The sequence below is a fragment of the Serratia sp. PL7 genome (assembly GCF_945957435.1).
This window is the reverse complement of the sequence record NZ_CAMFLB010000001.1, coordinates 655834-675323: the sequence shown is the minus strand read 5'-3', so window position 1 is coordinate 675323 and position 19490 is coordinate 655834. Positions and strand designations below refer to the sequence as shown.

Genomic DNA, 19490 nt, shown 5'->3' with positions numbered 1-19490 from the left:
GTCAATCCTTAGAACGGTGAAACATTTAAGAAGAAGCGCTGCAGCCAGCCCATGGTCTGCGCTTCGTTGATATAGCCATTGCCGACGTATTCGATACGCGCGTCCGCCACCTGCGTCGAGGTGACCGAGTTGTTGCCGCTGATGGTGCGCGGGTTAACGACGCCGGAGAAGCGAATGAATTCGGTGCCCTGGTTGATGGCGATCTGCTTTTCCCCCACCACGTGCAGGTTGCCGTTGGCCAGCACCTGGTTGACCGTCACCGTAATGGTGCCGTTGAAGGTGTTGTTGGCGTTGGCGCCGCCCTTGCCACCGAAGGTACTGTCGCCGGAAATGTCCATATCGGCGCGCGCATTGCCCAACAGACCGTCGAGGTAACGCGGCGAGGTGGCGACGCCGAACTTGCTGGCGCCGTTGCGGCTGGCGTTGGCGGAAGAGCTCTTGCTGGCGCTGACGTTTTCCTGCAGCACGATGGTCAGGGTGTCACCGACGTTGCGCGGACGGCGGTCTTCGAACAGCGGCTGATAGCCGTAGTTCATCGGCTGCACCGTCTGGAAGATCGAGCCGTTCGGCATCGGCGCGCTGGCCGGCGCGGGCTGCGCCGTGGTCGCACCGTCCACCAGCGGTTTATGCGGAATATAAGCGCAGCCGCTCAGCGTCAGCATCACCATTCCCGCCAGCCAGCGTTGTCCCTGCCGCGGCAGGATTGCCATCGAATATGTGGTTACCACGGGTATCGCCTTTGTTTCACGAAAGAGAATGACGGGCCCGGCAAGCCGGGCCCGTCAATGACAGATTACAGTTGCGTCAGCTTTTGCAGCATCTGATCGGAAGTCGAAACCGCTTTGCTGTTGATCTCGTAAGCGCGCTGAGTCTGGATCATGTTGACCAGCTCTTCCGCCACGTTAACGTTGGAGGTCTCCACGTAGCCCTGATACAGCAGACCGGCGCCGTTCAGCCCCGGCGTGCTCTCGTTCGGCGCGCCCGAGCTTTCGGTTTCCTGATACAGGTTCTCGCCCACGCTCTCCAGACCGCTGTCGTTGACAAAGGTCGTCAGCGTCAGTTGACCCACCTGCTGGGCGGCGGTTTGCCCCTGCTGGGTGACGCTGACGATGCCGTCGCGGCCGACGGTGATGGACAGCGCGTTCGCCGGAATGGTGATCGCCGGCTGCACCTGGAAACCGCTGGATGTGACCAGCTGGCCGTTCTGATCGATCTGGAACGAGCCGTCGCGCGTGTAGGCCTGGGTGCCGTCCGGCAGCATCACCTGGAAGAAACCCTGCCCCTTGATGGCGACGTCTTTACTGTTGTTCGTCTGCGACAGGTTGCCCTGGCTGTGCAGACGCTCGGTCGCCACCGGACGCACGCCGGTGCCGATCTGCAGACCGGAAGGCAGCGTGGTCTGCTCGGAAGACTGTGCCCCCGGCTGACGCATGGTCTGGTACAGCAGATCTTCAAATACCGCACGCTGGCGTTTGAAGCCGTTGGTGCTGACGTTCGCCAGGTTGTTGGCGATCACGTCCATGTTGGTCTGCTGCGCGTCCAGACCGGTTTTGGCAATCCATAAGGATGGAATCATCGGTTATTTCCTTGCTGCTTAACTCATTGAGAGCAGTGAGTTGGCACGCTGTTCGTTTTCATCCACGCTGTGGATGACTTTCATTTGCATTTCAAAACGGCGGGCGTTGGCGATCATGTCGACCATGGTCTCCATCGGCTTGACGTTGCTGCCCTCCAGCACGCCCGGCATCACCCGCACCTGCGGATCGTTTTGCAACTGATTGCCGCGCTGCTGTTGAGTTTCCGGCGTCAGGCGGAACAGCCCGTCGTCACCGCGCATCACTTCGCGCGCATCGGCGTTCACCAGCTTCAGACGGCCGATCTGCGCGATGGTGTTCGGCGGATCGCCGGCGTTCAGCGCCGAAATGGTACCGTCGGCCGCGATGGTGATCTCCGCCGACGGCGGCACCTCGATCGGGCCGCCGTCACCCATCACCGGCAATCCCTGCACCGTCAACTGCCCGGTGGAGGAGATCTGAATGTTGCCGTTGCGGGTATAGGCTTCCCCCCCACCCGGCAGGCTCACCGCCAGGAAACCGTCCTGCTGCAGCGCCACGTCCAGCGGACGCGCCGTGTAGTTCAGCGCCCCCTGGCTCATATCGGCGCCCGGCGTCGACGCGGTCACCAAGGTGCGCGTCGCCAGGCTCGGCCCGTCGACCGGCACCGCGCGCAATGCGGCGAGCTGGGCGCGAAAGCCCGGCGTCGACGCATTGGCCAGGTTGTTGGCGGTAATGGACTGCTGTTCCAGCGTTTGGCGCGCCGCGCCCATCGCGGTATAAATCGCGTGATCCATAACTCGGCCTTATTAGCGCAGGCTAACCAACGTCTGCAGGATGGAGTCCTGCGTCTTGATGGTCTGGGCGTTGGACTGGTAGTTACGCTGTGCGACGATCATGTTCACCAGCTCCTGGCTCAGATCGACGTTGGAAGACTCCAGCGCGCCGCTGGTCAGCTTACCGAAGCCGCCGCCGCCCGACAGACCAACGCGCGGCTGACCGGACGCACCGGTTTCCTGCCACACGTTATCGCCCTGCGACGCCAGCCCTTCCGGGTTGGAGAAGTTGGCCATGACGATCTGGCCCAACAGCTGGGTCTGCTGGTTGGAATAGACGCCCACGATGGTGCCGTCATTGTTGATCTGGTAGCCCGTGTATTCACCGGCGGCATAACCGTCCTGCGATACCTTGCTCACCGAGTCGCTGCTCACGTTCTGCTGCATGCTGCCGGCGAAGCTCAGGGTAAAGTTTTGCGCCGGAGCACCGTCTTTGGCGGTCATCGGGATCACCATGCTGAACTCGCCCGGTGCGCCGTTGGTGCTGGTGGTTTTCACCAGGTTGCCGCTGGGGCTGAACTCCATGGTGCCGGCGTCAACCGGCGCGGCGCTGCCGTCCTGGGTGTAGACCTGCCATTTATTGTCTGCTGTCTTCACAAAGTAGGCGTTGATGTTGTGCGCATTACCCAGCGAGTCGTAAGCGGTGATGGTGTTGACGTAGTTGTAGCTGTCCTGCTTGGTCGGATCGAAGGTCTTGTTCTCCGGCACTTTATGGGTGGACTTCAGGTTGGCCACCATCTCGCCGGAGGTGGACGCCTTGGCGTTCATCATACCTTCAGGAATGCTCAGCGGCACCGGGTTGGCGCCCTGCTGGATGGTCGGCGGAGAGCCGGCCGCCGGGTAGCCGGTCAGCTGTAGCCCCTGCATGTTGGTCAGGTTGCGGTTTTCGTCCAGCTTGAACTGACCGTTGCGGGTATAGAAGATGCCGCCGTCTTTATCCTGCATGCGGAAAAAACCGTTGCCGTTGATGGCCACATCCAATGAACGGCTGGTGCCGGTGGTGGTGCCACCCTTGAAGTTCTGAGTGATGCCGGACACTTTGACGCCCAGACCGACCTGTGAACCGGCGAACATATCGGCAAAGGAGACGCTGCCGGATTTGAAGCCCGCAGTCGCGGAGTTGGCGATGTTGTTACCGATCACGTCCAGGTTGGTTGCTGCCGCGTTTAAGCCGCTGACTGCCTGAGAAAAGGCCATGTTATTCTCCGAATAGTGGTCAGGCTATCGTCCGATTGAGCCTGATGCTTAGGGTTATAAGATCTGTCGCACGTCTTCCAGGGTGGCGTTGCCCGCCAGACCGAGATCCAGCTTGGCGCCGTTGCCGTCGCGGATCACGCCGTTCACCAGGCCGAAGTGCAGGCTGCGCGCCACCAGTTGCTCGCCATTGCCTTTGGCGTTAATCGCCACTTTGTAGGCGCCGTCGGGTGCGGTAGAGCCGTCATCCAACGAACCGTCCCAGGTGAAGGCATGCACACCGGCGGTCAGGCCGCCGATTTCGATGGTGCGCACCACCTGCCCACTGGCGTTGGTGATGGTAGCGGTCACCTGATCGGCAGCGCGCTCCAGTTCCACGCCGAACGGCGTCGTGCTGACCTTGCCGTCCTTGCTGCCGACCAGAATGTTATTGCCCGGCACCATCACGCCGTGGCCGATCAGCGCAGTGGCTTGCAGCGACTGGTTGCTGTTGATCTGGCCGGAGATCGACCCCAGCGTGGTGTTGAGTTTTTCGATGCCCTGCACGGTGTTGATCTGCGCTAGCTGCGAGGTCAGTTCGTTGTTCTGCATCGGATTGGTCGGATCCTGGTTTTTCAACTGCGCCACCAGCAGCGTCAGGAAACTGTTGTGCAGATCCTGGCTGTTGGTATTTTTGCTGTTGTTACCGATGACGGTGTTGTCCAACGACTCGTTCGTGGTTGCGGCGATAGCCATGGGAACCTCCGGTTACTGACCCAACGTCAGGGTTTTCATCATCATCGACTTGGTGGTGTTGAGCACCTCGACATTGGCCTGGTAGCTGCGGGAAGCGGAGATGGTGTTGACCATTTCACCCACCACGTCGACGTTCGGCATGCGCACGTAGCCCTTGGCGTCCGCCAGCGGGTTGCCCGGTTGATAGACCAGACGCTCGGGCGCCGGATCGTCCACCACCTGAGCGACGCGTACGCCGCCGGTCGGCTGCCCGGGGGCCGCCGCGACCTGGAACACCACCTGCTTGGCGCGGTAAGGCTCGCCGTCCGGGCCGGTCACGCTGTCGGCGTTGGCCATGTTGCTGGCGCTGACGTTCATGCGCTGGGATTGCGCCGATAACGCCGAGCCGGAGATATCAAAAATATTCAGTAAAGACATGCGCCTTATCCTTGTTGCAGCACGGACATCATCCCTTTGATCTGACCGTTGAGCAGCGTCAGGTCGGTCTGATATTTCAGGCTGTTATCGGCAAAGTTGGTGCGTTCGCGATCCATGTCCACCGTGTTGCCGTCCATCGAGGGCTGATCCGGCACCCGGAACAGCAAATCGAGCTGCGGCGGCTGCAGGGTCTGCGCCGGGATGTGGCGCGCCGCCGTCAGGTTCAGCGACATGCCGTTGCCGCTGACGCGCCCCTGCTCCATCACTTTGTTCAATTGGCTGGCGAAATCGATATCCCGCGCCTGATAACCCGGTGTGTCTGCGTTGGCGATGTTGGCGGCCAGAATTTCCTGCCGCTGGGCGCGCAAGTTCAGCGCCTCTTGGCCAAAGCGCAGAGCCGCGTCCAGTTTGTCGAGCATGCTCCCTCCGCGAGGTTAGAATTTGGAGTCGACAGCATAAACGCCCCCCGCGCTACCCTATCGCGGGAATAAACGCAAAATGGGGCGCTATTTATCTGCTTAGCCTGCGCGCGCTGCGGGTACACTTACGCGTATCCCGATGAAGCTTGAGAAGATGACGATGAAAGGTAAAATGCTGCTGCTTATCGGCCTGCTGTGCAGTCTGAACGCGCGCGCCGACGATCTGGCGACGCAAATCGAAAGCTTCATCCAAGGCAAGTTCAGCGGCGAACCGGTACAGGTAAAAGTGCGGGTGCGCACGCCGCCGAACCAATGGCCCGCTTGCGAACTGCCGCAGCTGTCGCTGCCGCCCAACGCGCGGATCGGCGGCAACGTCAGCATTTCGGCGCGCTGTGGCCAGGAGCGGCGTTTTATCCAGACGCAGGTGCAGGTGTTTGGCCGCTATCTCGTTTCGGCGCGCGGCATCAGCGCCGGCAGCCGGTTGACGGCGGCGGATCTGACGTTGAAAGCAGGCCGGCTCGATACCCTGCCGCCGCGTGCGCTGACCGAAGCGAGCAAAGCGTTAGGCGCCGTCAGCCTGCGCAACATTAGCCCCGGTCAGCCGCTGACCCTCGCCATGCTGCGCCGCGCCTGGATTATCAAGGCCGGGCAATCGGTACAGGTCAATGCACAGGGCGAAGGATTCAGCATCAGCGGTGCGGGTAAGGCGATGAACAACGCCGCCGCCGAAGACAGCGTGCGGGTGCGCATGGCGTCCGGGCAGATCGTCAGCGGCGTGGTCGGGGACGACGGCGCGATCCGCATTACGTTATAAAAAAGTAAAGGTTCCGCAAACCTTGCCGATAAGACAAATCAAGCAGCATTTTATTGGCCACCAGGGCCGCAAAACTTTCATTGCAGCGTCGTCGCCCCCGAGCGGCCACGGCGTAAACGGAGATGGACCATGAGTATCGATCGCACCCAGCGGTTACAGCCGGTTTCCACTGTGCAACCGCGTGAAACCCCGGCCGACAACCCGCTCCAACCGCGCAAGGCCGCCGTGGCCGAAACCGCCGTCAGCGGCACGCAGGTCAAACTGAGCGAGGCGCAGGCGCGCCTGATGCAACCGGGCACCCAGGATATCGATATGGGCCGGGTCGAGGCCATCAAACAGGCGATCCGCAACGGTGAACTGAAGATGGACGCCGGCAAAATCGCCGACGCACTGCTGCAAGACGCGCAGAGCGATGTTCAATGGATCGCCGGACGCGACTGACAACGCGGCGGCGGGTAGCGATAAAGGATAAGTCATCACTATGGAAAAGCTGGTACAACTGCTGGACAAACTGTTGGAAACACTGCAGGCGCTCAATGGCGTGCTGGAGGAAGAGCACGACTTGCTGTGTTCCGGCCAGTTGCCCGGCGTGGCCTTGCAGCGCGTCACCGATGCCAAAAGCCAACTGCTGGCGACGGTCGCTTACCTCGAGCAACAGCGCCTGGGGCAGGAAAAAACCTGCGGGCAACGCGCGCCCTATGCCAGCCATGCGCCTCTGGCCGATCGCTGGCAACACGTTCAGTTGCTGAGCCAAACGCTGCGTGAGAAGAACCAGCACAACGGCCTGCTGCTCAATCAGCAGATCGACCACAACGCTCAGGCGCTGGCTATCCTCAGTAAGAACAACAAATCGCTGTATGGCCCGGACGGCCAGTCGCACGCCGGCAGCCTGCTCGGCAGAAAAATCGGCGTCTGACCTGACTCATTTCGCCCGGTGAGCCTATCACCGGGCACGCGTTAGCCGACTTTTGCGCATCCCCTCGCATTTTCACCTCATCACCTCCTGAGTTCCCTTAACGTTATGCGTCAGGCTGCGCAGAACGTGAATTTGGCTGTTTCTTTCCCTTTGGCCACTTGTCACCCTGTGGTGATTTTTAAATCACTTGAAATATACCCTTAACGGGTATAGATTCGCAGGGAGAGCGAATGGCTGATATCTATCTCACCAAAACCTTTCAGGGTTTTGCCGCACGCGAGCGCATTAGCGACGCCACGATAGTGAAAGCGGCGCGAGAAATGCAGCATCAGCGGTACGACGCCAATCTTGGCGGTTGCGTATACAAAAAGCGCATCGCTCGGGCTGGTGCGGGCAAACGTGGCGGCTATCGGGTGCTGATCGTTTTTCGCGATGAAGACCGCCTGTTTTTTATGCGCGGCTTTGCCAAAAGCGAGAGAGAAAACATCAGTGTGGATGAGTTACAGGGATTGAAACATCTGGCTGCGCTGTATCTGGATTATTCGCCATTCAGACTCTACCAGCTGGTCAACAACAGGGAGTTACGGAGGCTAAGCGATGAGTAAAATTCTTGCCGAGATCCACCAGGAAGTTCAGGGCCTGCACCGCGCCGGTTTCGTCGACGACGTGACCATGCGCACTTTCGACATGCTGTGCCTGCGGCCGGTGAAGCAGTTCGGGCCGGCCGAGATCCGCGCGCTGCGCGAACGGGAAAACGTCAGTCAGCCGGTGTTTGCGCTGTATCTCAACGTCAGCAAAAAGGCGGTACAGAAATGGGAGCGCGGCGAAGCGCAACCGAACTCCGCCGCGATGAAGCTGCTGACGCTGGTGGAACGCAACGGCCTGCAAATTCTGGCCTGATCTTACTGATAATTGACGATCACCTGATTGCCAATCACCCGCAGCGGCGGGTTCAACCCGCCTTGCGACTGCACGTAATAGACGAAACGCAATTCCGCATTGGCCGGCTCGCCCTGCAGACCGTTGCTGCTGCCGCTGCCGCCGCCCAGCGGAATGCAGCGGTTGACCGTGCAAAGCTGCGCCTGCAGCCCCACGGGCTCTGGCCCCAGCAAACGGTAGCGCCAGCTGACGCTGGTGATGCGCGCATTGGCATCCGGCAGCGCGTTCGGCGGCCGCAAACCGGCGGATTCATCGCGCATCCCGCCCTGTTCCAGCGTCACGCCCGCCCCTTCGGCCACCCAGGAGCCGGACACCGCGCCGGCGGCTAGCGGCGCCAGCAAACACAACAAGGACAGACAGCGTTTCATCAGGCGGCTCCAATGGTCGAGGTCATGCGAATCTGGCGATCGTCGTTGATCTCCAGGTTGGACAGCACCACGAGCTGCGGCAGGCTGCGACGCAGGAAGCGCGCCAGTAAAGGACGCAGAGCATGGTTAACCAACAGTACCGGCGGCGCGCTGAGCATCTCTTGCCGTTGCAGCGCCTGACGCGCCTGCTCCAGCAGACGGTCAGCCAGCCCCGGCTCCAGACCGCCGCCGCCCTGCAACGCCTGCAGCAACAGGCGCTCCAGCTGGGTATCCAAGCCGATAACCTGAATCTCGCCGTTGCCCGGGAACCACTGCTGCGTGATCGCCCGGCCCAGCGCCACCCGCACCACGGTCGTCAGCTCATAAGGATCGCTTTGCGCCGGGGCATGTTCCGCCAGCGTTTCGACGATGGTGCGCATATCGCGGATAGAAACGCGTTCGGCCAACAGGTTTTGCAGCACTTTGTGCAGCGTCGTCAGCGACACCACGCCCGGCACGAGGTCTTCGGTCAGCTTCGGCATCTCTTGTGAAACACGGTCCAGCAGCTGCTGAGTTTCTTGGCGGCCAAACAGCTCGCTGGCGAACTGGCCGATCAGGTGATTAAGGTGCGTCGCTACTACGGTACTGGCTTCCACCACGGTAAAGCCCTGGATCTGCGCCTGCTCGCGCAAGGCGCTGTCGATCCATACCGCCTCGAGCCCAAAGGCGGGATCGACGGTTTTGTCTCCCGCCAGCTCGCCCACGGCATTGCCGGGGTTGATCGCCAGCCAACGGCCCGGCTGCGCTTCACCGCTGCCGATCTCAACGCCTTTCATCAGGATGCGGTAGCTGGCTGGCGGCAGTTCCAGATTGTCGCGGATGTGTACCACCGGCGGCAAATAGCCCATGTCCTGCGCGAATTTCTTGCGGATCCCGCGGATACGCCCCAGCAGCTCGCCGTTCTGTTGAAAATCGACCATCGGAATCAGCCGGTAGCCCACTTCCATCCCCAGCGGATCTTCCAACTGAACGTCGGCCCAGCTGGCCTCGGCGGCCTGCGGATTCTCCGGCATCGCCGGTTCTTCCACCGTTTTCGGTGCCTGTTGTTCACGGCCACGCAGCCACCAGGCCAGGCCCAGCAAAGCGGCGGTAAACAGCAGGAACACCAGGTTCGGCATGCCCGGCACCAGGCCCAACAGCCCCAGTACCCCGGCGCTCAGCAACATCACGCGCGGATTGTTGAACAGCTGGCCCACCATCTGCTCGCCGACGTCCTGATCGGTCGCGACGCGGGTGACGATGACGCCGGCGGCGGTGGAGATCACCAACGCTGGGATCTGCGCCACCAGGCCGTCACCGATGGTCAGCAGCGTATAGCTTTCCGCCGCCGCCCCCAGCTCCATGCCATGCTGCACGACACCGACCAACAGGCCACCGACGACGTTCAGCACCATGATCATCAGGCCGGCAATGGCATCGCCACGCACGAATTTACTGGCACCGTCCATCGAGCCGTAGAAATCGGCCTCCTGGGTCACTTCAGCGCGGCGTTTCTTCGCTTCGTCTTCACCGATCAGCCCGGCGTTCAGGTCGGCGTCGATCGCCATCTGTTTACCCGGCATGCCGTCCAGCACGAAGCGCGCGCCCACTTCGGCGATACGCCCTGCACCTTTGGTAATTACCATAAAGTTGATCAGCACCAGGATGATGAACACCACGATGCCGATGGCGAAGTTGCCCCCCACCAGGAAGTGGCCAAAGGCTTCCACCACGCGCCCGGCGGCGGCGGAACCGGTGTGGCCCTCCAGCAAGATGATGCGCGTCGACGCGACGTTGAGCGACAAACGCAGCAATGTGGAGAACAGCAGAATGGTCGGGAAGGCGGCGAATTCGAGCGTGCGCTGGGTGAACATCGCCACCAGCAGCACCATGATTGACAGCGCGATGTTGAAGGTAAACAGCAGATCGAGGATAAACGCCGGCAGCGGCAGCACCATCATCGACAGGATCAACAGGATCAGCACCGGGCCGGCCAACACCTGCCACTGCGTATCTTTAAAATTGCCCGGCAAACGAAGCAGGGAGGCCAAATTAGCCATCAGAGTCACTCTCTCTTGCAAAATCCAGTGCTTCCGGCACCGGTAAACGTTCAGGTTTTTTCGGGATCAGGCCGCCCTCGCGCCGCCAGCGGCGCAGCTGGTACACCCAGGCCAGCACTTCGGCGACGGCGGCATACAGGGTGGCCGGAATATGTTGTCCAATCTCGCTGTGCCGATACAGCGCACGCGCCAGCGGCGGCGCCTCCAGCATCGGAATGCGGTGCTCCGCACCGAGCTCACGAATGCGCAAGGCGATTTCGCCGGCCCCTTTGGCCAGCACTTTCGGCGCACTCATTTTTTTGTCGTTGTACTGCAACGCGACGGCGTAGTGCGTCGGGTTGGTGACGATCACGTCCGCCTTAGGCACGTCGGCCATCATGCGGCGCCGGGCGATCGCCCGCTGCTGCTGGCGAATGCGTCCCTTGACGTGCGGATCCCCCTCCTGGTCTTTGAATTCGTCGCGAATATCCTGCTTGGTCATCTTCAGCTTTTTGAAGTGGCTCCACAGCTGGTAGAACACGTCAAACGCCACCATCGGCGTCAATCCCAGCACCACCAGAAAACCGCAGAACAGGATCATCTGCAGCGCATTGCCCAACGCGTCGAGCGGCTGCTGAGTCATCAGATGCAGCATCGCCGCCCAGTTGTGCCACAGATAAAGACCGGTCACCCAACCGACCAGCGTCGCTTTGAGGATCCCTTTCAGCAGCTCGGCCAGCACCTGGGTGGAAAAGATGCGCTTCAACCCGGACAACGGGTTCAACCGCTTCAAGTCGAATTTAATCGACTTGCCGCTGAACAGAATGCCCCCCAGCAGCATCGGCGCGGCGAGCGCCACCAGTACCAGCCCCGCCATGATCGGCAACAGCGCCAGCACCGCCTGACGCAGCAACATGCCGAGTTGGCGTACCATCTGTTTATCGTTGCTGACCATGCCATGGTCGAAGTTCAACCCCTGCGTGAGCATCGCCGCCAGCTGTTGCGCCATGTTGCTGCCGGACATCAGGATGATCGCGAGGCCCGAGAGCAGCATCAGTACCGAGGTCAGCTCGCGGGAGCGCGGGATCTGGCCGTCTTCACGCGCCTTCTCCAGCCGGTGGGGCGTGGGGGCCTCGCTTTTTTCCAGATCGCTGTCTTCAGCCACGAAACGCCGTTCCTGTGTCGGGAGGGTAAAGAATGGCGGTCAGCATGCCAAAAAATTGGCGATGTCATTGGCGGAACAACGGGGAAAAAGGCGGGTTATTTAGGGGATGAGACCATCAGGGAGACGTTACAACCAATTTTCCAGCCGCAAACCCTCAACGCGCTCAAGTTCGCGTCGATTATTGGTCACCAGGATCAATCCTTCGCTGCGCGCATGCCTGGCGATATGTAGATCGTTTACGCCAATAGGCGTTCCCTGGCGTTCCAGCGCAGCCCGGATATTGCCATAGTGCGATGTCGCTTTGGCGCTGTAATCGAGAATGTCCAATCGGGAGACAAAATCTTCAACGACTCTGGCGTTCACCGCTGGACGAGCGCTTTTCTCCACCCGTGAACCAATTCGCCATAGGTGATCGACGAAATGACCATTTTACCTGCATAGCGATTGAATGCCTCCAGCACTTCCAGCGGCCGGCGCTTGATGACATAGATAACAATGTTGGTGTCCAGCATATGACTGAACATCAAAAATCTTCCCGCTCACCCTGGTGCTGTCCTGCACGTTCATTGAGGAAATCATCGCTCACCTCATTTGCCGCACAGAAGAAACTGTCCCAAGTATTCTCCAGGGGGGCAAGAATGCGCTCTTTGCCCACTACGCGAACGGTCACTTTAGAAACGGTATCAGGGAAACGCACCTCTGCGGGCAAGCGTACAGCCTGTGTCCGATTATTGGTAAAGACAGAACCTAACGTCATGGCGACCTCCTTAAATTGGAGTACAAATTATAACCGCCATGATGTATATAGTAATGCTATATACATTAATCTTTGCGGGACACCGCGCAACTTTCGGGGCGCGCCGTCGCGCGCCCCGAAAAGCCTTAGAAACCGAGGCTGTCGAGCAGATCGTCGACCTGCGCCTGGTTGGCGATGACGCCGACGCCGTTCTGGTCGAGCTGCGGGCCGTTCAGCAGGCTGTCGTTCGGCCGTTTTTCCTTCACCGGCTGCTCCGGCATGTTTTCCATCAGCACCATCAGCAGCTGCTTTTCGATCTCCTGCACCACATCCATCATGCGCTTGATCACCTGACCGGTCAGATCCTGGAAGTCCTGCGCCATCATGATTTCCAGTAGCTGGGCATTGGTGAAGGCTGTATGGCCCGGCACCTGATCCAGATACTGGCGCGTGTCGTTGACCAGAGAACGCGCATCGTCCAGTTCGATGGGATTGGCGAACCACTCGTCCCAGCGCCCTTTCAACGCGTTGGCGCCGGATTCCAGCTCCGCCTGGCGCGGTTGCGCCGCCTCCACGCAGTTCAACGCCCGTTCCGCCGCCTGCGCCGTCATGGTTACGACATAGTCAAGACGGTCGCGCGCATCCGGGATCGCCTCTGCCGCCTGGGCGATCGCCTGATCGAGCCCCAGTTCGCGCATGCTGTCGCGCAGCATTCGGGTCAGTTGGCCGATGCGGGAGATGATCTCTCCCGCGGTCGCTGCATCGCTGGCAGGCATTGGAATGTCTCTCATCGCCCTCTCCTTACATGCCCAATTTTTCAAAAATCTTGTTGAGCTTTTCTTCCAGCGTCGCCGCCGTAAATGGTTTCACTACATAACCGCTGGCGCCGGCCTGCGCCGCCGCGATGATATTTTCTTTCTTGGCTTCCGCCGTCACCATCAGTACCGGCATCGCGGACAGCGCGCTATCGGCGCGAATGGTCTGTAACAGTTCGAGTCCGTCCATGTTCGGCATGTTCCAATCGGACACCACGAAGTCGAAACCGCCGGCGCGCAGCTTGTTCAGCGCATCCGCGCCATCTTCAGCTTCTTCGACGTTGTTGAAGCCCAGCTCTTTGAGCAAATTTCTGACGATGCGGCGCATGGTGGAAAAGTCGTCCACAACCAGAAATCTGAGGTTCTTGTCTGCCATTGTTACTCCTGAAATAGTTAACCGTTTAATGATGCAAAACCGCAGGCCGCCGCGCGGCGAACCAGGGTCATATCGCCGCCGGGTAAACCCTGCGGACTAAAATTAAATGCGCAATGCCTGGCCGCCGGAAATCTGCGCCAACATGCGCTGGCTCATCCTGTCCAACTCAACCACTTCGCTGACGCCGCCGCTGGCGATCGCCTCGCGCGGCATGCCGAACACCACGCAGCTCGCCTCGTTCTGCGCCAGGGTATAGGCCCCGGCGCGGTGCATCTCCAGCATCCCCGCCGCACCGTCGTTCCCCATGCCGGTGAGGATCACCCCCACCGCATTGCGGCCGGCATATTGCGCCACCGAACGGAACAGCACGTCGACAGACGGACGATGGCGGTTGACCGCCGGACCGTCATGCAGCTTCACCTGATAGTTGGCGCCGCTGCGCGCCAGCTCCAGGTGGCGGTCCCCCGGTGCGATGTAGGCGTGGCCCGGCAGCACGCGCTCGCCGTCCTCCGCTTCTTTCACCGTGATCTGGCACAGTTTGTTCAGCCGTTCGGCGAACGAACGGGTGAAACCGGGCGGCATGTGCTGGGTGATCAGCAGCGCCGGGCTGGTGGCCGGCAGCGGCTGCAGTACCTGGCGGATCGCTTCGGTACCGCCGGTGGAAGCGCCGATGGCGATCAATTTTTCACTGCTCAGCAGCGGCGCGTGGCTGAGGATCGCCGGCGCCGGGCTGTTGGAACGCTGCGGCAGGCGCGCTCTGGCGGCGGTGCGGATCTTCTCGGCAATCAGTTCGCTGTAGGCCAACATGCCCTCACGGATACCGAGCTGCGGTTTGGTGACGAAATCCACCGCGCCCAGCTCCAGCGCGCGCAGCGTGATCTCAGACCCTTTACCGGTCAGCGAAGAGACCATCACCACCGGCATCGGCCGCAGGCGCATCAGCTTCTCGAGGAAATCCAGCCCGTCCATGCGCGGCATCTCGACGTCCAGCGTCAGCACCTGGGGATTAAATTTTTTGATCAGATCGCGCGCCACCAGCGGATCCGGCGCGGTCGCCACCATTTCCATGTCGGGATGGCCGTTCACGATTTCCGTCATCAGCTGACGCATCAGTGCCGAATCGTCTACGCATAACACTCTGATTTTACTCATTACCTCTCCTTGGTCAGCCCATACACGGTCTGCCCACGCAAGTAGAAATCCCGGCTGATCTGGCTGAAGTTCTCGGAGTGGCCAGCGAACATCAGCCCCCCCGGCTTAAGCAAGGGAACGAAGCGGCGCAGAATGCGCTCCTGCGTCGCCTTATCGAAATAGATCATGACGTTGCGGCAAAAAATGGCGTCGAATTGCCCCGGCAGCGCCCACTCTGGCGCCAGCAGGTTCAACGGCTGGAAGTTCACCCGCGCCGCCAGTTCCGGCCGCACGCGCACCAGCCCCTGATGCGGCCCGGTGCCACGCAGGAAATAGCGCTGCATTTGGGTCGGCGTCAGGGTGCGCAGATCTTCCTGGCGGTAAACGCCCGCTTCCGCTTTTTCCAGCACCTGCGTGTCGATGTCGCTGGCCCAGACCTGGCAACTGCCGGCCCGCTGGCCCAATGCATCGCTCAGCGTGATGGCGATCGAATACGGCTCTTCACCGGTCGAGGCCGCGGTGCTCCAGACGCTGTAGCCGTTCGGCCGCGAGCGCGCATGCTCCGCCAGGATCGGGAAGTGATGCGCCTCGCGGAAAAAGGCCGTCAGGTTGGTGGTCAACGCGTTGATGAACGCCTGCCACTCCGCGCTGTTCGGATCGCTTTCCAGCAGCGCCAAGTAGTCGCCGAAATCGTGCAATCCCAACAGCCGCAGCCGGCGCACCAGGCGGTTGTAAACCATCTCGCGCTTATGCTCCGCCAGCACGATGCCGGCGCGTTGATAAATCAACTGGCTGATACGGCGAAAATGCACGTCCGACAGCGGCAGACGCTGCACCATTTGCGTCAACATCGACGCTGTATCCCGGTTAGAAGTTGACGGCGCCTGTTTCATGCCGCTTCACCGGAGAAAAACGTGCTGCTTATGCGGTTTAACAATCTTGGGCTTCCTTTACCACGGGTGAAACTGCGTTGCTGCTGTTACCTGGCGCGACGAAGTTATCGTCCGCCAGACGGAATACCGCGACCGCGTCGGCCAGGGTAATGGCCTGCTCTTCCAGCGCGGTGGCGGCAGAAGCGGACTCTTCCACCAACGCGGCGTTCTGCTGGGTGACCTGATCCATCTGGGTCACCGCCTGCGTCACCTGCTCGATGCCGCGGCTCTGTTCATCCGACGCCGAGGCGATCTCGCCCATGATGTCGGTCACGCGGGTCACCGAACGCACAATGTCCTGCATGGTGGCGCCGGAGTTTTCCACCAGCACCGAGCCGTGTTTGACGCGGCTGACCGATTCGTCGATCAGCCCCTTGATCTCTTTCGCCGCCTGCGCGCTGCGGCTCGCCAGGTTGCGCACTTCGCCGGCGACCACGGCGAAACCGCGTCCTTGTTCACCGGCGCGCGCCGCTTCCACCGCCGCATTGAGCGCCAGAATGTTGGTCTGGAAGGCGATGCCGTCAATCACGCTGGTGATGGCGCCGATTTTCTGCGAACTGTTGGCGATATCGTGCATGGTGGTGACCACATCGCCGGCCAGCTCGCCGCCCTTGGCCGCGGTGGCCGAGGCGTCACGCGCCAGCTGAGAGGCCTGCCGCGCATTGTCGGCGTTCTGTTTCACCGTCGCGGTCAGCTGTTCCATGCTGGCGGCGGTCTCTTCCAGCGAAGCGGCCTGCTGCTCGGTGCGGGAAGACAGATCGTTATTGCCTTCGGAGATTTCCTGCAGGCCGATCAGAATCGACTCCGCCCCGTCGCGCACCGCGCCGACGGTGCCGATCAGCGACTGCTGCGTGCGTTGCAGGCTGGCGAACAGCATGCTGATTTCATTGCGGCCGTACACCTGAATCGGCGTCGCCAAATCGCCGGCGGCGATGCGTTCAAAGTGGCTGCGGATTTGGTTCAACGGCTGTACCAACATGGTGCGCAACCACCACATGGCGCTGCCGGTCACCACGATCAGCATTAAGACCGCCCCCGCCAGCATCAGGCCCGCCAGCGTGAAGGAGAACTGGTTGGCGTCCCTGGCTTCGCTGATGTCGCCGTTGACCAACTGCAGGTACTGCACGAAGTCGGCCTCGAACAGGTCCTGGGTTTTCTGCGTCGGCTGATCCATAAACGCCTGCAGCTCGCCCTTTTCCAGGAAACCGATCAGTTCACGCAGCGCGCCGCGCAGCCGCTCGTAGCTGGCCTTGGTGGTGGCCGTCTGCTGGCTTTGCTGTTCACTGCTGCGTTCAACCGCCATGAACTGATTGAAATAGAGATCGGCCTTCTGCAGCGAACTGCGGGCGCTGCTCATCAGTTCGTTCACCTGCTCCTGCGGCAGCTTCAGCGCCGCGCGGGTGCCGGCGCGGTTCAGCGTATTGCGCGCCTGCAACAGCGACACCCAACTCAGGCTGAGCGAATCGCGCTGCTGGCTGCCGAGGGTGATGATGTCGAGGTTGTGGTTATCGGAGCGAAACGCGGAATACGACAGGCCGCTGCTGGCCAACTGCAGAACGCAGAAGGTCATCAACAACAGGAATAAGCTGGTAGAGATACGGATTCGGTTAAACACTGTGAACCTCCTTGCAGCCGGCCGGCGACCGGCCTACGTAGGGAAAAGGGCCCCTGCGAGAGAGGCCCGATACCGGTCAGAACGTTTCCCAGTTATCCTGCAGATCGCTGGCGTTCATTTTCTTATGATTGATTACCGGTGTTACCGTCGCCTTGTTGGTGACAGGCGCTTTAAACTCTTCCTGGCCTTCCGACCTCAGGCGGAATACCGCCACCGACTGGGTCAGCATGCTGGCCTGTTCTTCCAGCGCCGCCGCCGCCGAGGCGGATTCTTCCACCAACGAGGCGTTCTGCTGGGTGACGCGGTCCATTTCCGCTACCGCCTGGCCAACCTGATCGATACCGCGGCTCTGCTCGTCCGACGCCGAGGCGATTTCGCCCATGATGTCGGTCACGCGGGTGACGGCATTGACGATGTCGCCCATGGTTTCACCGGCGCTTTCGACCAGCACAGAGCCCATATCGACGCGGCTGACCGAATCTTCGATCAGGCCTTTGATCTCTTTCGCCGCCTGCGCGCTGCGCTGCGCCAGGTTACGCACTTCGCCGGCCACCACCGCGAAGCCGCGGCCCTGCTCGCCGGCACGCGCCGCTTCCACCGCGGCGTTCAACGCCAGGATGTTGGTCTGGAAGGCGATACCGTCGATCACGCCGGTGATATCGGCAATTTTCTGCGAGCTGCCGGCGATGTCATGCATGGTCTGCACCACGTTGGCCACAACCTTGCCGCCTTTCTGTGCGGTTTCGGAGGCGCTCAACGCCAGCTGTGAAGCCTGACGGGCGTTTTCGGCGTTCTGTTTCACCGTCGCGGTCAGCTGTTCCATGCTGGCGGCGGTCTCTTCCAGCGACGCGGCCTGCTGCTCGGTGCGGGAGGAGAGATCGTTGTTGCCCGCAGCGATTTCTGACGCGCCGCTGTAGATGGCATCCGCGCCCTGACGTACGCCGCTGACGGTTTCAATCAGTTCGCCTTGCATGTGTTTCAGGCTGGCCGCCAGCACGCCCATTTCGTTGCGGCTGTTGACGACGATTTGCTGAGTCAGGTCGCCGGCGGCGATCTGTTTGATGTGATCGATCATGCGGTTCAGCGGGCGCACCAGGATGTGATGGATACCGGTCCAGACCAGTACGATCACCGCCAGCACCACCACCAGGATCACGATCAGCGTCCAGATGGCCGAGTTATAGGAGCTGTTGCTGCCGTCGACTGCGATTTGATAGAGCTTGCCGTTTTGCTCCAGGTAAACGTTGTAGCTCTGCTCAAAGTTGTCCTGGTAGCTCTGCGTAGGCTGATCGAAGAAGGCGTTGATCTTGCCTTCGCCCAGCAGTTGGATCAGCTCGGAGAGCGCGCCGTACAGAATGTCGTATTGCTGTTTAACGCGTTCCGCCGACTGGGGGTCCTGACGCGGATCCTGCGGGATTTTTTCGTAAGCGGCATAGTGTCTTTCCGCTTCGCCCAGCTCTTCTTTCGCCTTGGCCAGCAGTTCATCAATGGTGGCGCCGCTGCCGATCTTGTTGGTATCCATCATGTAGCGAATACCGGCACGGTTCAGGGAGTTGCGCGCCTGCAGCAGGTCAACGCGGCTTTCACTCAGCTGCAGCTGCTGCTGGCGGATAGTTTGCAGGACGGTAAAGTTTTCCTTATCGCTTTTCAGCGAGGAGAAAAAGAGTCCGCCCGAAATCAACTGCAAGGCGCCAAACAGCACCAACACCAGCAACAGGCTGGTGACCACCTTCATACGATTTAACATGATTTCCCTTGTTGAAGCCCGCGCAGACAGGCTCTGATGACGTTGAATGTGAGAGTTATCGGCGCCGCGCGGCAAAACTTTATGCGGGAAAGTAACTATTTTTAGTGGGGGTTACTGGTACGGTCTGCGGCATCGCGACAGGTCAGGAAGAGTGATGGATGAAGGGGGCAGCGCCCTGCCCCCTTGAGTCTTGGATCAGACGCTTTTCGCCACGCTGTCGACCAGCGACATCTCTTCGCTGCTCAGCAGCTTTTCGATATCCACCAGGATCAACATGCGCTCGCCCAGCGAACCGAGGCCGGTCAGGTATTCAGTCGCCAGCGTCACCGCGAACTCCGGCGCCGGACGGATCTGCTCGGCGGTCAATGACAGCACGTCGGAGACGCCGTCGACCACGATGCCCACCACGCGCTGGCCAAAGTTCAGTACGATCACCACGGTGTTCTCATCGTAAGACACGCTTTGCTGCGAGAATTTCACCCGCAGATCGATGATCGGGACGATCACGCCGCGCAGGTTAGTGACCCCCTTGATGAACGCCGGGGTGTTGGCGATGCGGGTCACCTGATCGTAGCCGCGAATTTCCTGCACCTTGAGGATATCGATGCCGTACTCCTCGTTGCCCAGGGTGAAAATCAGAAACTCTTGCCCTACCGTTTCGCCAGCCAATTTGCTGACGGCTGCCAATCCTGCCATATCATTCACCTTTTAAATCAATAAACTCA

At 60.6% G+C, this 19490-nt stretch carries 23 protein-coding genes and 1 pseudogene; 5 read left to right on the top strand and 19 right to left on the bottom strand.

Annotation, left to right across the window (positions count from 1 at the left end; translation table 11 throughout):
- Positions 1-8: 8 nt before the first annotated feature.
- From flgH to flgB, 7 genes are all read right to left on the bottom strand, one after another.
- Positions 9-710, bottom strand: a complete 702-nt coding sequence (gene flgH / locus N6G83_RS03185) for a flagellar basal body L-ring protein FlgH (protein ID WP_004934817.1) — start codon at positions 708-710, stop codon at positions 9-11.
- Positions 711-793: 83 nt separating this feature from the next.
- Positions 794-1576, bottom strand: coding sequence for a flagellar basal-body rod protein FlgG (gene flgG / locus N6G83_RS03180; protein ID WP_004934819.1), 783 nt, complete (start codon positions 1574-1576; stop codon positions 794-796).
- An 18-nt stretch (positions 1577-1594) separates the two neighbouring features.
- Entirely contained in the window at positions 1595-2350 is a 756-nt protein-coding gene (locus N6G83_RS03175; protein WP_127146017.1) for a flagellar basal body rod protein FlgF, read from the bottom strand.
- Positions 2351-2362: 12 nt separating this feature from the next.
- Complete coding sequence (gene flgE / locus N6G83_RS03170; protein ID WP_025303262.1) at positions 2363-3586, bottom strand: flagellar hook protein FlgE; 1224 nt, start codon at positions 3584-3586, stop codon at positions 2363-2365.
- Between the two features lie 54 nt (positions 3587-3640).
- Positions 3641-4318 carry a flagellar hook assembly protein FlgD gene (gene flgD, locus N6G83_RS03165; protein ID WP_016927297.1) on the bottom strand — a complete coding sequence of 226 codons (678 nt, stop codon included), beginning with the start codon at positions 4316-4318 and terminating at the stop codon, positions 3641-3643.
- Between the two features lie 12 nt (positions 4319-4330).
- Positions 4331-4735 carry a flagellar basal body rod protein FlgC gene (gene flgC / locus N6G83_RS03160; RefSeq protein WP_004934826.1) on the bottom strand — a complete coding sequence of 135 codons (405 nt, stop codon included), beginning with the start codon at positions 4733-4735 and terminating at the stop codon, positions 4331-4333.
- Between the two features lie 5 nt (positions 4736-4740).
- Positions 4741-5154, bottom strand: coding sequence for a flagellar basal body rod protein FlgB (flgB, locus tag N6G83_RS03155; protein WP_025303263.1), 414 nt, complete (start codon positions 5152-5154; stop codon positions 4741-4743).
- A gap of 160 nt (positions 5155-5314) precedes the next feature.
- Here flgB and flgA point away from each other — a divergent pair, with 160 nt between their 5' ends.
- The 5 genes from flgA to N6G83_RS03130 all read left to right on the top strand — a co-directional run bounded on the left by flgA (position 5315) and on the right by N6G83_RS03130 (position 7784).
- Entirely contained in the window at positions 5315-5968 is a 654-nt protein-coding gene (gene flgA, locus N6G83_RS03150; protein WP_025303264.1) for a flagellar basal body P-ring formation chaperone FlgA, read from the top strand.
- A gap of 129 nt (positions 5969-6097) precedes the next feature.
- Positions 6098-6409 carry a flagellar biosynthesis anti-sigma factor FlgM gene (gene flgM / locus N6G83_RS03145; protein ID WP_004934832.1) on the top strand — a complete coding sequence of 104 codons (312 nt, stop codon included), beginning with the start codon at positions 6098-6100 and terminating at the stop codon, positions 6407-6409.
- 40 nt (positions 6410-6449) lie between these two features.
- Complete coding sequence (locus N6G83_RS03140) at positions 6450-6884, top strand: flagella synthesis protein FlgN (protein WP_127146018.1); 435 nt, start codon at positions 6450-6452, stop codon at positions 6882-6884.
- A 230-nt stretch (positions 6885-7114) separates the two neighbouring features.
- On the top strand, positions 7115-7489 hold the full coding sequence (locus N6G83_RS03135; RefSeq protein WP_260514674.1) for a type II toxin-antitoxin system RelE/ParE family toxin: 375 nt from the start codon (positions 7115-7117) through the stop codon (positions 7487-7489).
- Positions 7482-7784: a helix-turn-helix domain-containing protein gene (locus tag N6G83_RS03130; RefSeq protein WP_015378258.1), complete on the top strand. Its 303-nt coding sequence runs from the start codon at positions 7482-7484 to the stop codon at positions 7782-7784. Before N6G83_RS03135 ends, N6G83_RS03130 begins: the two co-directional genes overlap by 8 nt.
- Positions 7785-7786: 2 nt before the next feature.
- Here the strand turns inward: N6G83_RS03130 and N6G83_RS03125 are convergent, their stop codons facing one another.
- The 12 genes and pseudogenes from N6G83_RS03125 to cheW all read right to left on the bottom strand — a co-directional run bounded on the left by N6G83_RS03125 (position 7787) and on the right by cheW (position 19461).
- Positions 7787-8191, bottom strand: coding sequence for a flagellar protein FlhE (locus tag N6G83_RS03125; RefSeq protein ID WP_127146019.1), 405 nt, complete (start codon positions 8189-8191; stop codon positions 7787-7789).
- A complete protein-coding gene (gene flhA, locus N6G83_RS03120) occupies positions 8191-10269 on the bottom strand; it encodes a flagellar biosynthesis protein FlhA (protein WP_127146020.1) in 2079 nt (692 codons plus the stop codon). Before flhA ends, N6G83_RS03125 begins: the two co-directional genes overlap by 1 nt.
- Complete coding sequence (flhB, locus tag N6G83_RS03115) at positions 10262-11413, bottom strand: flagellar biosynthesis protein FlhB (protein WP_043138644.1); 1152 nt, start codon at positions 11411-11413, stop codon at positions 10262-10264. The genes flhA and flhB overlap by 8 nt, the downstream gene beginning before the upstream one ends.
- A gap of 126 nt (positions 11414-11539) precedes the next feature.
- Positions 11540-11937: pseudogene (vapC, locus tag N6G83_RS03110) on the bottom strand (tRNA(fMet)-specific endonuclease VapC).
- On the bottom strand, positions 11937-12170 hold the full coding sequence (gene vapB, locus N6G83_RS03105; protein ID WP_089195989.1) for a type II toxin-antitoxin system VapB family antitoxin: 234 nt from the start codon (positions 12168-12170) through the stop codon (positions 11937-11939). Before vapB ends, vapC begins: the two are co-directional and overlap by 1 nt.
- A gap of 125 nt (positions 12171-12295) precedes the next feature.
- Positions 12296-12940, bottom strand: a complete 645-nt coding sequence (gene cheZ / locus N6G83_RS03100; RefSeq protein WP_004934858.1) for a protein phosphatase CheZ — start codon at positions 12938-12940, stop codon at positions 12296-12298.
- Between the two features lie 10 nt (positions 12941-12950).
- The gene (gene cheY / locus N6G83_RS03095) at positions 12951-13340 is read right to left on the bottom strand and encodes a chemotaxis response regulator CheY (RefSeq protein ID WP_089195991.1); all 390 of its coding nucleotides are present in this window, start codon (positions 13338-13340) and stop codon (positions 12951-12953) included.
- Between the two features lie 102 nt (positions 13341-13442).
- A complete protein-coding gene (locus tag N6G83_RS03090; protein ID WP_025303269.1) occupies positions 13443-14492 on the bottom strand; it encodes a chemotaxis response regulator protein-glutamate methylesterase in 1050 nt (349 codons plus the stop codon).
- A complete protein-coding gene (gene cheR / locus N6G83_RS03085) occupies positions 14492-15364 on the bottom strand; it encodes a protein-glutamate O-methyltransferase CheR (protein ID WP_025159837.1) in 873 nt (290 codons plus the stop codon). The genes N6G83_RS03090 and cheR overlap by 1 nt, the downstream gene beginning before the upstream one ends.
- Positions 15365-15401: 37 nt before the next feature.
- A complete protein-coding gene (locus tag N6G83_RS03080; RefSeq protein WP_038629515.1) occupies positions 15402-17018 on the bottom strand; it encodes a methyl-accepting chemotaxis protein in 1617 nt (538 codons plus the stop codon).
- A gap of 76 nt (positions 17019-17094) precedes the next feature.
- Complete coding sequence (gene tsr, locus N6G83_RS03075; RefSeq protein WP_089195993.1) at positions 17095-18765, bottom strand: methyl-accepting chemotaxis protein; 1671 nt, start codon at positions 18763-18765, stop codon at positions 17095-17097.
- A gap of 195 nt (positions 18766-18960) precedes the next feature.
- On the bottom strand, positions 18961-19461 hold the full coding sequence (gene cheW / locus N6G83_RS03070) for a chemotaxis protein CheW (RefSeq protein ID WP_025303271.1): 501 nt from the start codon (positions 19459-19461) through the stop codon (positions 18961-18963).
- Between the last annotated feature and the right edge of the window lie 29 nt (positions 19462-19490).